The organism is Streptomyces sp. NBC_01537 (assembly GCF_045040445.1).
GTDB lineage: Bacteria > Actinomycetota > Actinomycetes > Streptomycetales > Streptomycetaceae > Actinacidiphila.
The window spans coordinates 4,596,853-4,610,741 of sequence record NZ_CP109392.1 but is presented as its reverse complement, the minus strand read 5'-3'; the positions used below and the strand labels follow the sequence as shown (position 1 = coordinate 4,610,741).

Annotated in this window: 12 protein-coding genes; 5 read left to right on the top strand and 7 right to left on the bottom strand. The window is 70.7% G+C overall.

Annotated features, from left to right (window positions below):
- Positions 1-82: 82 nt before the first annotated feature.
- Both OG607_RS21185 and OG607_RS21180 read right to left on the bottom strand, forming a co-directional pair.
- Positions 83-2,050 (bottom strand): sensor histidine kinase, encoded by a 1,968-nt coding sequence (locus OG607_RS21185; protein WP_405725548.1) that lies wholly within the window; start codon positions 2,048-2,050, stop codon positions 83-85.
- Positions 2,037-2,759, bottom strand: a complete 723-nt coding sequence (locus OG607_RS21180) for a response regulator transcription factor (protein ID WP_405725545.1) — start codon at positions 2,757-2,759, stop codon at positions 2,037-2,039. The genes OG607_RS21185 and OG607_RS21180 overlap by 14 nt, the downstream gene beginning before the upstream one ends.
- A 75-nt stretch (positions 2,760-2,834) precedes the next feature.
- Between OG607_RS21180 and argG the strand changes: the two genes are divergently transcribed.
- From argG to OG607_RS21165, 3 genes are all read left to right on the top strand, one after another.
- Positions 2,835-4,250, top strand: coding sequence for an argininosuccinate synthase (argG, locus tag OG607_RS21175; protein ID WP_405725542.1), 1,416 nt, complete (start codon positions 2,835-2,837; stop codon positions 4,248-4,250).
- 75 nt (positions 4,251-4,325) lie between these two features.
- Positions 4,326-5,279, top strand: coding sequence for an endonuclease/exonuclease/phosphatase family protein (locus OG607_RS21170; protein WP_405725539.1), 954 nt, complete (start codon positions 4,326-4,328; stop codon positions 5,277-5,279).
- Positions 5,280-5,373: 94 nt separating this feature from the next.
- The gene (locus tag OG607_RS21165) at positions 5,374-6,864 is read left to right on the top strand and encodes an FAD-binding oxidoreductase (protein WP_405725536.1); all 1,491 of its coding nucleotides are present in this window, start codon (positions 5,374-5,376) and stop codon (positions 6,862-6,864) included.
- A gap of 16 nt (positions 6,865-6,880) precedes the next feature.
- Here OG607_RS21165 and OG607_RS21160 read toward each other — a convergent pair whose 3' ends face one another.
- A complete protein-coding gene (locus OG607_RS21160) occupies positions 6,881-9,043 on the bottom strand; it encodes a sigma-70 family RNA polymerase sigma factor (protein ID WP_405725533.1) in 2,163 nt (720 codons plus the stop codon).
- Positions 9,044-9,173: 130 nt separating this feature from the next.
- On the opposite strand from OG607_RS21160, the gene OG607_RS21155 reads away from it, so the two are divergent.
- On the top strand, positions 9,174-11,900 hold the full coding sequence (locus OG607_RS21155; RefSeq protein WP_405725530.1) for a pectinesterase family protein: 2,727 nt from the start codon (positions 9,174-9,176) through the stop codon (positions 11,898-11,900).
- Between the two features lie 52 nt (positions 11,901-11,952).
- Here OG607_RS21155 and OG607_RS21150 read toward each other — a convergent pair whose 3' ends face one another.
- Positions 11,953-12,399 carry a hypothetical protein gene (locus OG607_RS21150; RefSeq protein ID WP_405725527.1) on the bottom strand — a complete coding sequence of 149 codons (447 nt, stop codon included), beginning with the start codon at positions 12,397-12,399 and terminating at the stop codon, positions 11,953-11,955.
- A 118-nt stretch (positions 12,400-12,517) separates the two neighbouring features.
- Here OG607_RS21150 and OG607_RS21145 point away from each other — a divergent pair, with 118 nt between their 5' ends.
- The gene (locus tag OG607_RS21145; protein ID WP_405725524.1) at positions 12,518-13,042 is read left to right on the top strand and encodes a hypothetical protein; all 525 of its coding nucleotides are present in this window, start codon (positions 12,518-12,520) and stop codon (positions 13,040-13,042) included.
- A gap of 58 nt (positions 13,043-13,100) precedes the next feature.
- On the opposite strand, the gene OG607_RS21140 is transcribed toward OG607_RS21145, so the two are convergent.
- From OG607_RS21140 to OG607_RS21130, 3 genes are read right to left on the bottom strand one after another with little or no spacing between them, the layout of a single operon-like run.
- Positions 13,101-13,577, bottom strand: a complete 477-nt coding sequence (locus OG607_RS21140) for a hypothetical protein (protein WP_405725521.1) — start codon at positions 13,575-13,577, stop codon at positions 13,101-13,103.
- Positions 13,578-13,579: 2 nt separating this feature from the next.
- Positions 13,580-13,714: a hypothetical protein gene (locus tag OG607_RS21135; protein WP_405725518.1), complete on the bottom strand. Its 135-nt coding sequence runs from the start codon at positions 13,712-13,714 to the stop codon at positions 13,580-13,582.
- A gap of 15 nt (positions 13,715-13,729) precedes the next feature.
- Positions 13,730-13,882, bottom strand: a complete 153-nt coding sequence (locus OG607_RS21130) for a hypothetical protein (protein ID WP_405725515.1) — start codon at positions 13,880-13,882, stop codon at positions 13,730-13,732.
- Positions 13,883-13,889: the final 7 nt, after the last annotated feature.

Genomic DNA, 13,889 nt, shown 5'->3' with positions numbered 1-13,889 from the left:
AGTTCCAGCCCGGCCGTTCCGGGCTTGGCCCAAGGCTGTCGACCACATGTGAAGAAGCTGTCAGGATGCTTTGGTCATCCCATCAGGGCCGGGCGGTGGTCTCCTCGGCCTCCTCCGCCACGGCCGGCAGCCGCAGCGTGAAGACCGAGCCCCGCCCCTCGGTGCTCACCACGTCCGCCGTGCCGCCGTGGGCCTCGGCGAGCTTGAGGACGATCGCCAGGCCGAGGCCGCTGCCGCCGGTGCTCCGGCTGCGGGACTTCTCCGCCCGCCAGAAGCGGTCGAAGACGTGGGGGACCTCGTCCGCCGGGATACCGCTGCCGGTGTCGGCCACCTCCACGGCCACCACGTCGCCGCTGACGTACGAGCGCAGCGTGACCCTGCCACCGGGCGGTGTGTGGCGTACCGCGTTGGAGACCAGGTTGCTGACGGCCTGGCGCAGCCTGACCGGGTCGGCGTCGAGCAGCGGCGACACCGCCGCCGGGGAGACCGTCAGCGTGATGCCCGCGGTCTCGGCCAGGCCCTGGTGTGCCGCGGTGACCTGGCCGAGGAGGTCGTCGACGCGTACCGGCTCCAGGTGCAGGCGCAGCGCGCCCGCGTCGGCGGCCGCCAGGTCCTGGAGGTCGTCGATGATGTGCTGGAGCTGTACGGCCTCCTCCAGCAGCGAGGAGACGAACACCGGGTCCGGCTCGGCCAGACCGTCCTGTGCCGCCTCCAGCCAGCCGCGGATGTTGCTCAGCGGGGTGCGCAACTCGTGGGCGACGTCGCTGACCATCACCTTGCGCTGTTTTTCGAGCCGGGTGCGGTGTGCGGCCATGTCGTTGAAGGCCGCCGCCAGCCGTCCGATCTCGTTGTCCGAGCCGACCGGCACGGGCGCCGAGTCCAGGCCGTCCCGCATCCGCTGGGCGGCGCCGGTGAGCGCGTGCAGGGGCCGGACGAGACGGGCTCCGGCGATCACCGAGGCGCCGACGGTCAGGGCGAGGACGAGGGCCGTGACCCCGGCGATGCGTGCGGTGTTGGCCGGTGAGAGATCGAAACCGGGCACGCTGACGGCCCCGGGCTCGTCGATGAACAGCAGCGCGGGGGCGGCGACGTACGCCGTGAGCTGCTCGCGGCGCGCGCTGCCGACGCAGGAGGCGATGGCCCGGTCGTATCCGCTGTCGCGGAGCTCGGACGGGCCCTGCACGATCCCGCCGCCCGCAACGGCCTTCTTTTCCGCGGCGGCCTTGTCCTGCGCCACCTTCGCCTCGCACGCCGCCTGCTTCTCGGCCGCCTGCCCGTATCCCCGGTCCCAGGACAGGTCCAGGTTCAGTTTCACGCCTTTGCGGTCCTGGCGCTTCAGGCATGCGTCGGCCAGTTGATCGAGGGCGCGCAGGGCCTTCTTCTCGGTCGCGGTGGGATCGACCGGCCCGATCGCCAGGCACTTCACCGCCAGGTCGCGGTCGGTGTCGCTGCTCACGAACTGGATACGGGGCCGCCCGCTCGGACTCTGGACGACGTCCGCCGCGATGCCCACGCTGCTGAGGCACTTCACACTCGCGGTGGCGGCCTGCCGCACCTGCGTACGTTCCTTCGCGGGCAGCAGGAACGGCCCGACGGCCCGTGGATCGACGCGGTCCGCGCCGGCGGAGGCGGCGTCGGGCACCAGCGCGGTGTCGACGGACAGCGGGTCGACGACCGCCGAGGCCTGCGCCGGGAGTGCCGTGACGGACGGGGAGCCGGGGGAGGCGACGGAGGAGTCGAAGAGCGGGCGCCGGTCCTGGGTGGTCAGCGCGATCCGGCGCTGGGACTGCTGGGCCAGTTTCCGCACGGTGTCGTCGACACCCTCCCAGCCGGGGTGGGTTGCCGCGTACCCCAGCAGGGTGTTGTAGATCTTGGCGTCGGCGGTGAGGTTCTGCCCCTGCTCCTGGCGGATCGCGCCGGAGGTCGTCTGCACGGCGATCCAGGCGGTGGCGGCCACCGAGCACGAGGCCACCAGCGCCGAGACGGTCAGCAGCCGGCCGAGCAGGCTCTTGCGGAGCGGCAGCCGCGCCCGCTCGTCACGTCGGCGCATGGCGTCCGTTCTTCGCGGGGTCCGTCAGCTTGTATCCGACGCCGAACACGGTGAGCAGCCGGTCCGGCCGCCGCGGGGCGCGCTCGATCTTCTTGCGCAGATGCATGATGTGCACGTCGACGGTGCGGTTGGTTATGTACTTGTCGAAGCCGTGCAGTTCCTCAAGGAGCTGCTTCCTGGTGAAGACCCGGTCGGGCTCCGTCGCCATCGCGGCGAGGATCCGGAACTCGCCGGGCGTGCATAAGACCGGAGTCCCCCCGACCGACACCTCGTGCCGTGCCGGATCGATCCTGAGCGTGCCCACCGACAGCGTCCCGTTCGCGCCGGTGGCGCCGGCGGGGCGCCGGTTGCGGCGCAGCAGCGTACGCACCCGGGCCATCAGCTCACGAGGGCTGAACGGCTTGGTCATGTAGTCGTCGGCGCCGAGATCCAGGCCGAGGAGCAGATCGTCCTCCGTGCTGCGGGCCGTGAGCATCAGCACCGGCACCTCCCGGCACTCGGCGCGCAGGATCCGCACCACGTCGAGGCCGTCGGTCCTGGGCATCATCACATCGAGAACGAGCAGATCGGGTTCCGCGCGGCGGACCCCGTCGAGGGCCGCCCGGCCGTCCTCGACGACGGTGACCGTGTGCCCCTCGTGCTCCAGATAGCGGCGCACCAGTTCGGCCTGCTTCGCGTCGTCCTCGGCGATCAAGATGTTTGCGCACACGCCGCCGATCGTAGCGAGGGGAGGAGCCGAGAATGGGGACTTGCATAACAATGCGAGGAGATGCATACTCTTCCTATGTCCAAGGTTCTCACCTCCCTGCCCACCGGCGAGCGCGTCGGCATCGCTTTCTCCGGCGGCCTCGACACCTCTGTCGCGGTCGCGTGGATGCGTGACAAGGGCGCCGTCCCGTGCACGTACACCGCCGACATCGGCCAGTACGACGAGCCCGACATCGGCTCGGTCCCCGGCCGTGCGAAGGCCTACGGTGCCGAGATCGCGCGCCTGGTCGACTGCCGGGCGGCGCTGGTCGAGGAGGGCCTGGCCGCGCTCGCCTGCGGCGCGTTCCACATCCGCTCGGGCGGCCGCGCGTACTTCAACACCACGCCGCTCGGCCGCGCCGTCACCGGCACCCTGCTGGTCCGGGCGATGCTCGAGGACGACGTACAGATCTGGGGCGACGGCTCGACGTTCAAGGGCAACGACATCGAGCGGTTCTACCGCTACGGCCTGCTCGCCAACCCCCACCTGCGCATCTACAAGCCGTGGCTCGACGCGGACTTCGTCTCCGAACTGGGCGGCCGCAAGGAGATGTCGGAGTGGCTGGTCACCCACGGGCTGCCGTACCGCGACAGCACCGAGAAGGCGTACTCGACCGACGCCAACATCTGGGGCGCCACCCACGAGGCCAAGACGCTGGAGCACCTCGACACCGGCGTGGAGACCGTGGAACCGATCATGGGCGTGCGGTTCTGGGACCCCACGGTCGAGATCGCCGCCGAGGACGTGACGATCGGCTTCGAGCAGGGCCGCCCGGTGACGATCAACGGCAAGGAGTTCGCCTCCCAGGTCGACCTGGTGATGGAGGCGAACGCGATCGGCGGCCGCCACGGCCTGGGCATGTCGGACCAGATCGAGAACCGGATCATCGAGGCCAAGAGCCGCGGCATCTACGAGGCCCCCGGCATGGCCCTGCTGCACGCCGCGTACGAGCGCCTCATCAACGCGATCCACAACGAGGACACCCTCGCCCACTACCACAACGAGGGACGGCGCCTCGGGCGGCTGATGTACGAGGGCCGCTGGCTGGACCCGCAGGCGCTGATGGTCCGCGAGTCGCTGCAGCGCTGGGTCGGCTCGGCGGTCACCGGCCAGGTCACCCTGCGGCTGCGGCGCGGTGAGGACTACTCGCTCCTCGACACCACCGGCCCGGCGTTCAGCTACCACCCGGACAAGCTGTCGATGGAGCGCACCGAGGACTCGGCGTTCGGCCCGGTGGACCGGATCGGCCAGCTCACCATGCGCAACCTCGACATCGCGGACTCGCGCGCCAAGCTTGAGCAGTACGCCGGAATGGGCATCGTCGGCACGACCCACGCCGCGCTGATCGGCACCATGCCGGAGGGCGGCGCCGAGGCCATCGCCTCCCGCGGCGACGTCTCCGACGACGACGAGCTGCTGGACCGCGCCGCGATGGAGTCCGGCACCGACTGACGGAACCGAAGGCGCCCCAACCGTCGTCCCCCTCCCGGGTTCAGCATCGCCCGGACAGGGCCTGAGGGAGGGTGGATGACGGGGCGGAAGTGGGGGCTGCTGGGCTGCGGCGTCGTACTCGCCGGGCCGTTCGCCCTGCTGGTGGCGCGCCTGACGGGCCTGGACGCGGGAACACCGCTCGCGGTGCCCATGGTGCTCTTCCCCTACTCGGCTGTGCTCGGCGTCCTGGTGCTGGGTGTTCTGCTCGCCGTCCCCGTCCTGCGGTCCTGGTGGGCGATCGCCGTCACCGCGGCTCTGGTGGTCACCCAAGCGGCGTTGCTGATACCGCGATTCGTACCCGACAGCCGGAGTGTTCCGGCGGGCTCGGCCGAGTTGCGCGTGGCCACCCTCAACGCCGATGCCGGTCGGGCCGACCCCCGGGCGCTGGTCGCGCTGGCCCGGAGCGAGCGGATCGACGTGCTGGCGGTGGAGCAACTGCCGCCGGGCGGGGTGACCGCGCTTGAGAAGGCGGGGCTGGGCGCGCTGCTGCCGTACCACGAGCTCCATCCCGAGTACGACTCCTCGATCTACTCACGGATCCCGCTGACCCACAGCGGTCCGCTGGCCGCCGGCACCGCCTGGCCGCAGGTCACCGCCGAGGTCACCGTCGGCGGGCACACCGTACGGCTGGTGGCCGTCCACACCTACTACCCGCTCGGCGACGCGAAGCGCTGGACGCGGGACATGACCGCCCTCACCTCCGTGGCCCGCGGCAGCGGCCCGGACACCGTGTTCCTGGGCGACTTCAACGCCTCCCTCGACCACGCCCCGATGCGCGCGCTCCTGGCGGCCGGCCTCACCGACACCCACGCGGAGCTCGGCCACGGATGGGCCCGCACCTGGCCGGCCGGCAACGCCCTCGTACCGCCCCTGGTCCAGCTGGACCACGTCCTGCACGGCTCCGGTCTGGCCGCGGTCTCCGTGGGCGAACGTACGGTGCCGGGCACGGACCACCGGGCGGTCGTCGCGGTGCTGGCACTGCTGCCGTAACCGCAGGGGCGGAAAGCAACCGAATGTCGCGCTTTCTCGTCTCCCCCATCAGGGTGATCGTCACACTTTCGTGGCCCCGGAAGAGGTGGGTTCAGTGGACCGGCGACAGGTGATCCGGGCAGGTGGCGGCCTTGCCGCCGGGCTGGCCGTGGCGGTGGCTTCGCCCCGGGGTGCGGCCGCCGTGCAAACCGGGAAAGCAGCGCCGGACTGGGCTGCGCTCGCCCGGGGACTCGACGGGCGGCTCGTGCGCCCCGGGGACGCCGACTACGCCTCCGCGCGCCATCTCTACAACACCCGCTTCGACGGGGTGCGCCCTGCCGCGATCGGCTACATATCCGGTACAGCGGACATAACGGAGTGCCTGGCTTTCGCCCGCCGCGCCGGCATCCCCGTCTCCGTCCGCAACGGCGGCCACTCGTACGCCGGCTACTCGACCGGCAAGGGGCACCTCGTCATCGACGTCTCCCGGCTGAACGCGGTCACCGCCTCCGGCACCCACGCGGCCATAGGCGCGGGCGCCAAGCTCATCGACGTCTACACCCGCCTCGCCGCCCACGGCCGCACCGTCCCGGGCGGCAGCTGCCCGACCGTCGGCATCTCCGGCCTCACGCTGGGCGGCGGTCACGGCATTCTGTCCCGCGCCTACGGGCTGACGTGCGACAGCCTCACGGCAGCCGACGTGATCACCCCCGACGGCAGGCACCTCACCGTCAGCGGGACGTCCCACGCCGACCTGTTCTGGGCGCTGCGCGGCGCGGGCGGCGGCCAGTTCGGGGTGGTGACCGGGCTGCGATTCCGTACGCATGCCGAGCCACGGGTGGTCACCGGTTATCTGACCTGGAGCTGGCGCCATGCCGCCGCGCTCGTTGCTGCCTGGCAGGAGTGGGGTCCGCGGCAGCCGGACGAGATCTGGTCCGCGCTGCACCTGGACAAGACGGGCGCGGGCGAGCCCCGGGTGTCCGTCTCCGTCGTCGGCCTCACCTCGCGCGCCGACGTGGCCAATGCCGTCGACCGCCTCGCCGACAAGGTCGGCGCGTCCGCGAGCGGCGTGTCGCTGCGTTCCCGCACATTCCTGGAGGCGACCCGCGCCTACGCGGGCTGCGCGAGCCTGAGCACCGGCGAATGCCACCTGCCAGGCAGCCTGCCGGGCCGCAACCCGGCCGGAAAGCTGGCCCGGGAGACGTACCGCGCGCGCTCCGACTTCTACGACCGCGCCCTGCCCGCCGCCGGGGTCCGGACCCTCCTCGCCCAGGTCGAAAGGGTCCGCTCCGGCTCCGGGAGCGTCGCGCTGACCGCGCTCGGCGGCGCCGTGAACCGGGTCGCGCCCACCGCGACGGCCTTCGTGCACCGCCGGTCGCGCTTCCTCGCCCAGTACATCGAGTCCCCCGGCGGCGCGACCGGCTGGCTCGACGGCCTGCACACCGCGATGCGGCGGTACGCCTCCGGGGCCGCGTACCAGAACTACACCGACCCCCTGCTGACCGACTGGCGCACCGCCTACTACGGGGCCAACGCCCCGCGCCTGGCCTCGCTCAAGCACCGCTACGACCCGGACCGGCTGCTGAGGTTCCCCCAGGCGCTCTGACCTCCGTCCGTGCTGGTCAGGACGTCAACGCGGCCCCGATCGCGGGGTTCCTGGTGTTGCTGAGGAAGGGCGTGGAGGGCAGCTGTCCGCCGGGGCCGCGCCGGGCGGTCGCCGACGCCGCGTCGGTGACGTGGAGCGCCGCCGTCGTCCAGCCCGACTGGTCCCAGGAGTTGCCCGTGTGCCGTGTACGGTCGCCCAGCCAGGAGTCGGGGTGGTTCGCCAGGGCGAGATTGTTCCGCAGGGTCGCGGCGGAGTGGACGAAGGCGAAGCCGGCCGCCCCGTTGCGGTAGGCCGTGTCGTCGGTCAGCCGGGGTGCGGCCACGCTGCCCGTCTCGGTGAAGCCGAAGCCGGCGTTGTCCCACGCCGCGCTGTTCGTGGCGACGTGGTCGACCTGACTCGTGTCGCCGCCGAGCTTGAACCCGCTGCCTCCGCTGGAGAACTTCGCGGTACCCCAGCGATTGACGCCGTTGCCGAACGCCCAGCTGTGGTCGATGGTCACGGCGTCGCCGAACCGGCTGAGGTCCACTCCGTCGCCCGAGTTGTCGTAGAACCTGCATCCTCGGATCCGGTTGCCCGTGCCGGAGCCGTCGTTGAACACCAGACCGTTGACGTATCCGCCGGTGGCCCCGGACTCGTGATTGTCGAAGAAGTCGCTGTTGAGGATCAGGTTGTCGTGTGTCCCGGCGCCGTGGAGCAGCAGTCCGGTCTGGCCGTTGCCGTGGACGCTGAGCCGGGCCAGGACGTCGTCGTGACAGGAGTCGCAGACGTAGGGATGGCCGGGGGCGTTGACGATCTCCAGCCCCCGCACCGTGACGTACCCGCCACTCTGGACGACGAACGAGGCACCGGCCGGAAGCCCGGACCCGTCGAACACGGGCTTCTCGTCACGGTAGTTGCTGACCGTGATGCGGCGGTCCGCCGTGCCCGAGGTCTTGAGCGTGATCGTGCTCCCGGGGCGGTACGTGCCTCCCCGGACGCCGACCGTCCGGCCCGGCCCGGCCTTGGCGACCGCCCGGGTCAGCGTGGCGAACGGCCGAGCGAGGGTGCCCGGATTCGCGTCGTTTCCGTCGGGGGCGACGTAGTAGTCGGCGGTCGCGACGCCGGAGTAGGTGCGGGCGGCGGTGGTCGGGGTGGGGGAGGCCGCCGTCCGCGAGGCAGAGGCCGAGGGCGATGCGCTGGCGGCCGGGGCCGGGCTCTGCGCCGGAGTGGCATGGGGGCGCAGGGGCTGCTGGTAGATCGCGAGGCCGGCGACGGCGGCGAGCGACGCGGTGGCGCCGACGGCCACCGCAGATTTCGCCGAGATCTTGCCCAGGCTGTGCTGGAGGCCGTGCCACAGCGAGGACAACAGCCCGGGAGCCACGGCGTGCTGACCGACGAGGCCCGGGATCCCCGCCGCCAGCGCGGCCGGGACCGCCAGCCCGCTGAGCCGGATCGGCAGACCGTCGATCGAACCCCAGGCGCTCACCGCCGCCCGGCAGCGCGGACAGTCCGTCACATGGCGGCTGAGCTTGGTCAGCCCCCCGTCCGCAAGCGAGCCGAGCTCGGGGCACCGCGGCCGGGCCCGCCAGGCGGCGAGCACGCCGACGGCGAGTTCGAGCTTGGCCTTCATCCGCTGGATGCGCACCGCGGTGTGCGGCACGCTCAGGTCCAGCGCGGCGGCGACCTCGGCACGGGTCAGATGCCCGGCCGCCTCCTGCCACCACAGCGCCATCGTCTGGCGCTGGTCGTCGCTGAGCCACCGGCTGGCTTCCAGCAGATCACTGCCCGCACGGGCCAACGCCTGCCGGTCGACGGCGAGTTCGGCGAAGTCGCGGGAGGTGTCGGCGACATCGGCCACGTCGGCCAGGGGCAGCTGGTGGGCCATCGCGGCCTTGTTCCGCCGTCCGTGATCATGCATCTGCCGGATCGCGATGGCCACGATCCAGGACCGGAACCGCTCGGGTTCCCGCAGCCCGGGCAGCGCCCGCATGGCGCGCAGCATGGTCTCCTGGACGACGTCGTCCACGTCCGCGTGCCCGTGCAGACCTCGCCCGACGACGTTGTAGACCAGCGGCAGATACGCGCTGAACAGGGCGGACTGTGCGTGGACGTCACCGGATCGGGCAGCGTCGACCAGGTCGGTTCCCGACAGCTGAGCCGCCGTGCCGGCCGCCGTGGGCGGTGCCGAAACTTTGCGCAAAGCATCCTCACAGAGTCATCCCTCAGCGGAGGCGGTCATGATGGCACGAAAATTCGTGGCCGAAAGCTTGTTATGGGTTGCCGAGGTGGGCCGTCTCCCTAGTGACAGCGGAGAAAGGAAACCCCAAGGCATGTACCTCAGACGCGGCAAGCGGGCTCGAAGCAACCGGCCCCGGTGGCGCATAGCGGCGCCCGCCGGCCTGGCGGCCCTCGTCGTCGTGGGCGGCGTGGCGACGGCGGCCACCGTCGTCGCGGGCTCCGACGACCAGGCGGCCGACGTCAAGGCCGGCACGTACAACCTCGCGGTCGCCAAGAGTGGCCTGTGCATGGATCTCGTCGGGGGCAGCTCGTCCGCCGGCACGCTGATCCAGCAGTGGGGTTGCAGCGCGGGGCAGAGCAACCAGCAGTGGACCCTGGTCGACCGGGGTTCGGGCAGGTTCAACATCAAGTCCGTCGCCAGCGGAATGTGCCTCGACGTCCCCAGCGCCTCCACCATCAGTGGGGCCCGCCTCCAGCAGTGGGGCTGCGGGACCGATCAGGCCAACCAGCTGTGGACGCTGAAGGCGGCGCGGGACAGCACCTTCCAGATCGTCAACGTCAACAGCGGTCTGTGCGTCAGCGACGAGAAGGCGAGCACCGCGTCCGGTGCCGCCGTCATCCAGGAGACCTGCTCCACCAACAGCAACAAGCGCTGGTCGCTGACCGCGGTCGGCAGCACCGCGACCGCGACCGCCTCGGCCACGGCCTCCTCCTCGACCTCCTCCGGCACGACGATCACGGTGGCCGCCGATGGCTCCGGTGACGTCAAGACGGTGCAGGCCGCGATCGACAAGGTCCCGGCGAACAACACCAAGCCGGTGACCGTCGCCATCAAGAAGGGCACCTACCGGGGCGTCTTCACCATCCCGACCACCAAGCCCTACGTGACGCTGAAGGGCCTCGGGTCGGCCGCCTCCGATGTCGTGCTCGTCGAGAACCACGGGGCCGGCACCAAGAAGCCGGACGGTACGACGTACGGGACCTCCGGCAGCGCGACCGCGTTCGTCAACGGCCACGACTTCTCGGCCTCGAACCTGACCATCTCCAACGACTACGACACCGGGACCGCGAGCACCGGCCAGGCGGTGGCCCTGAGCCTGTCCGCCGACCGCGCGGTCCTCACCAACGTACGGATCCTCGGCCACCAGGACACCCTGCTGCTCAACGACTCCGCACGGGCCTACTTCCTGAAGTCCTACGTCGAGGGCACCGTCGACTTCATCTTCGGCGGCGGGATCGCGGTCTTCGACCAGAACGAGATCCACCAACTGGGCAGCGGCGGTTACATCACCGCGGCCAGCACGCCGACGGCACGCACCTACGGCTACCTCTTCTACAAGTCGAACATCACCGGGCCCACGAGCACGAAGACCGGCAGCCTCGGCCGCCCGTGGCGTCAGGACGCGCAGGTGCTCTACCGCGAGTCCACCCTCGGGTCGTTCGTCAACACCGGCCAGCCCTGGAGCGACATGTCCAGCGCCGTCTGGACGAAGGCCCGGTTCAACGAGTACAAGAACACCGGCGCCGGGGCGACGGTCAACTCCAACCGGCCGCAGCTGAGCGACTCCCAGGCCGCGAACTACACCCCGGCCAAGTACCTGGCCGGCTCGGACGGCTGGAACCCGATCGCCACCGCCACCTCCGGCACCACCACGACGAGCACCTCGTCCGCCACGGTCTGCAAGCCCACCGCCTACGGAGCGAAGGCCGACGGGCAGACGAAGGACACCGAGGCCCTGCAGAAGGCGATCAACGCCTGCGCGGGCAAGGGCACGGTCGAACTGACCAGCGGCAAGTACCTCTCGGGCGCCCTGACTCTGCCCGGCGACCTCACCTTCCAGATCGATTCCGGAGCGACCCTGCTCGCCTCGCAGGACGCGGCGGACTACCCCTCGTCCGGATCGAAGCTGGCCCCGCTGCTGGCCGGGTCCGGGAAGAACCTCACGATCACCGGTGCGGGCACCATCGACGGCCAGGGCGCCCCGTGGTGGGCCAAGACCAAGGCGGAGAAGGCCGCAGGCCAGACCCTGTCGCCCCGCCCCGGCCTGATCTCGGTCACTGACGCCTCGAACCTGAAGATCACCGGGATCACGCTCAAGAACGCCCCGAACGTGCACATCACCGTCAAGAAGGTGACCACGGCCACCGTCGACAAGCTCACGATCTCGTCGCCCTCGGACTCACCCAACACCGATGGCATCGACGTGTGGTCGTCCTCGGGCGTCGCCGTCACCAACAGCACGATCGACGTCGGGGACGACAACATCGCCATCGACTCCTCCACGGCCAACGGGCCCGCCCACGACATCTCGCTGAGCGGCTGCACCATCCTGCACGGCCATGGACTGTCCATCGGCAGCTACACCGCCGGCGGCATCTACAACATCAACATCCACGACAACACCCTCAACGGCACCACCGCCGGCGTCCGGATCAAGACCGCCCGCGACCGCGGCGGCGAGGTCCGCGACATCACGTACAAGAACCTCACGATGACCAATGTGACGACGCCCATCCAGGTCGTCGGCTACTACCCGAAGGTCCCCGCGGACGGCGACGCCGCCCAGGCGATCATCAGCACCACCCCGAACTACCACGACATCACCATCGCCAACATCACCGCGACCGGCGCCAAGGAGGCAGGTCAGATCGTCGGCCTCCCCGAGCGGCCGATCACCGGGCTGACCCTGACCTCGGTCACCATCAGCGCCAAGACCGGCCTGACCGTCCGCAACGCCACAGTGAGCACGAGCTCCACCACGATCAAGCCGGCCTCGGGCTCGGCCTACATCGTGCAGAGCAAGGCCACCGTCAAGTGATCACGTAGCACCGACCCGACCCTGACGCCGTGACCGGCCCGAGAACCACCGGTCACGGCGTCTGCGTCGGGGTCGGCGTCGGGGAGGAGCCGTAGGGGCCCTGCTCCTCGACGGTGCCGCCGAGTTTGGCCGCCAGGGTCTCCATGTACTGCTTGGACTTCGCCGAGAGCACCCAGCGGTTGCCGACGAGATAGACCCCGCCGTACATCTCGGCGTAGTCCAGCCAGGCGCGTTGCCCCGCGGTCGTGTCGAAATCAAGGAAGACATGCTCGACTCCGGAGGCCTTGCAGGTCGCCTCGCGGTAGTCGGCAGCCTTTGAGGTGATCTTGGCTGTGCACCCGACGGCGGCCGCCAGTTGCTTCACGGTCAGGGCCCGGGAGGCGGCCGTCGTGCGTTCGGCGGCTGCGGCGTCCGGCGCGGTGCTTCCGCCGCATCCGGCAACGAGCAGCGCCGAGGCGGCTGCCAGGACGGTGATCACCAGGCGGGACGGATTGTGCATCGGTGCCCTCTCGTGGCAGGCGGGCGTTACGTCCATCCGAGATACGCGCGTCCGGCGGCCGCCGTTCAATCTCTGCGGATTCGTGCACGGGCCAGGGCAGGTAGGCGAGGGTGGGCCCATGCTGATGACACCGAGCCGCCCCGGGACCATGACCAGGACCAGGCCGTCGGCGAAGGCGCTGTTGATGTTCGCGACCGCTGTCGTGCTGCTCGCCATCGTCGTCATTGCCGCCGCGTTCACCGGCCTCGGCGACAACAGCACTCGGGCAACGGCGACCCCCAGCACCGCGTTCCCGCAGTTCACCGTCCCCTTCGACACCGGGTCGGCGGGCGGAAAGGGCCTGGCCGACATCACCGTCGAACCCGGCCTGATCGGCCGCAACAGCGTGCAGGCCGTCATCCTTGACGCCGAAGGCGGCCTCGCGGCGGTCCCCGAGGTACGCATCACCTTCACGCTGCCCACCAAGGACATCGGTCCGCTCGACGCCGAGCTCAAGAACAAGGGCGGCTACTGGTCGTCCGATTCCCTGAACCTCCCCTTCCCCGGTACGTGGTCCATGTCCGTCACCATCCGTACCTCGGACGTCGATCAGGCGACGGTCCGCAGGAACGTGACCATCAGGAGCAGCAGTTCGGCCTCCTGAGTTGGTTCGGGCTCGACAAGTGGATGCTCCGCGACTTCTGGCGCCACATCAAGAGTCGTTACGGATACTGATCCGCCCGCGACCGAGGAGTACCGAGAGCTCGACCGGTAACGCATGCACGGGCGTCGCCCTCGCAGGGAGCGAACAGCACCCACAGGCCCGCGCGCAGCCGGGTGGCGATGGTGTGCTCGGGCAGGCCGAGGGTCCTGGAGACGGTGGCGCAGGTGCGGTCGCCGATGAGGGCCAAGGTCAGTTCGATGCGGTCGAGGGGTGAGGAGGCGTCGTCGGGGCACTGGTCCCGGGGGGTCAGGGTGCGGGCGGGTGCGGGTTGCGGGCGGGCTCCGAGTGGTGCGGGCGCGGCGAGATCGGCCAGGGCCGCCTCGACCACGAGCGGGTCTTCCAGCATGAGGGTGGACAGGGCGTGGACGGTCATCAGGTGACGGTCGCACCAGTCGGTGATCGAACGCCGACGGGCGAGGTACTCCTCGGCCCCGGGAACGAGTGGACGGGGACTGGTTCGCGTGGTGTCCGGCATGGTCACCACGGCAGTCGTGCGTCTCGTACCCGGCCTGTGACGGCTGCCGGGGCGTGTGCGTCGAACCAGGACAGGCACATGAGGGTGCCGAGCAGGAGGTAGGGGGTGAGGGAAAGGAAGAGCAGCAGCGCGTACATGAGTACTGCCTGTCGTCAGATGCGTGCGAAGCCGACGGGCAGCGGGTTCAGGCCCGTGGTGCGCGCATCGGGACCGGCCGCGCCGGGCTCGCGGTGCGCAACGTGCGCCTCCGGGGGGAGGCGGTGGCTTTCGACGCTGCCGGGGACCGGAGCCGCGCTGGTTCGCACGGTAGTC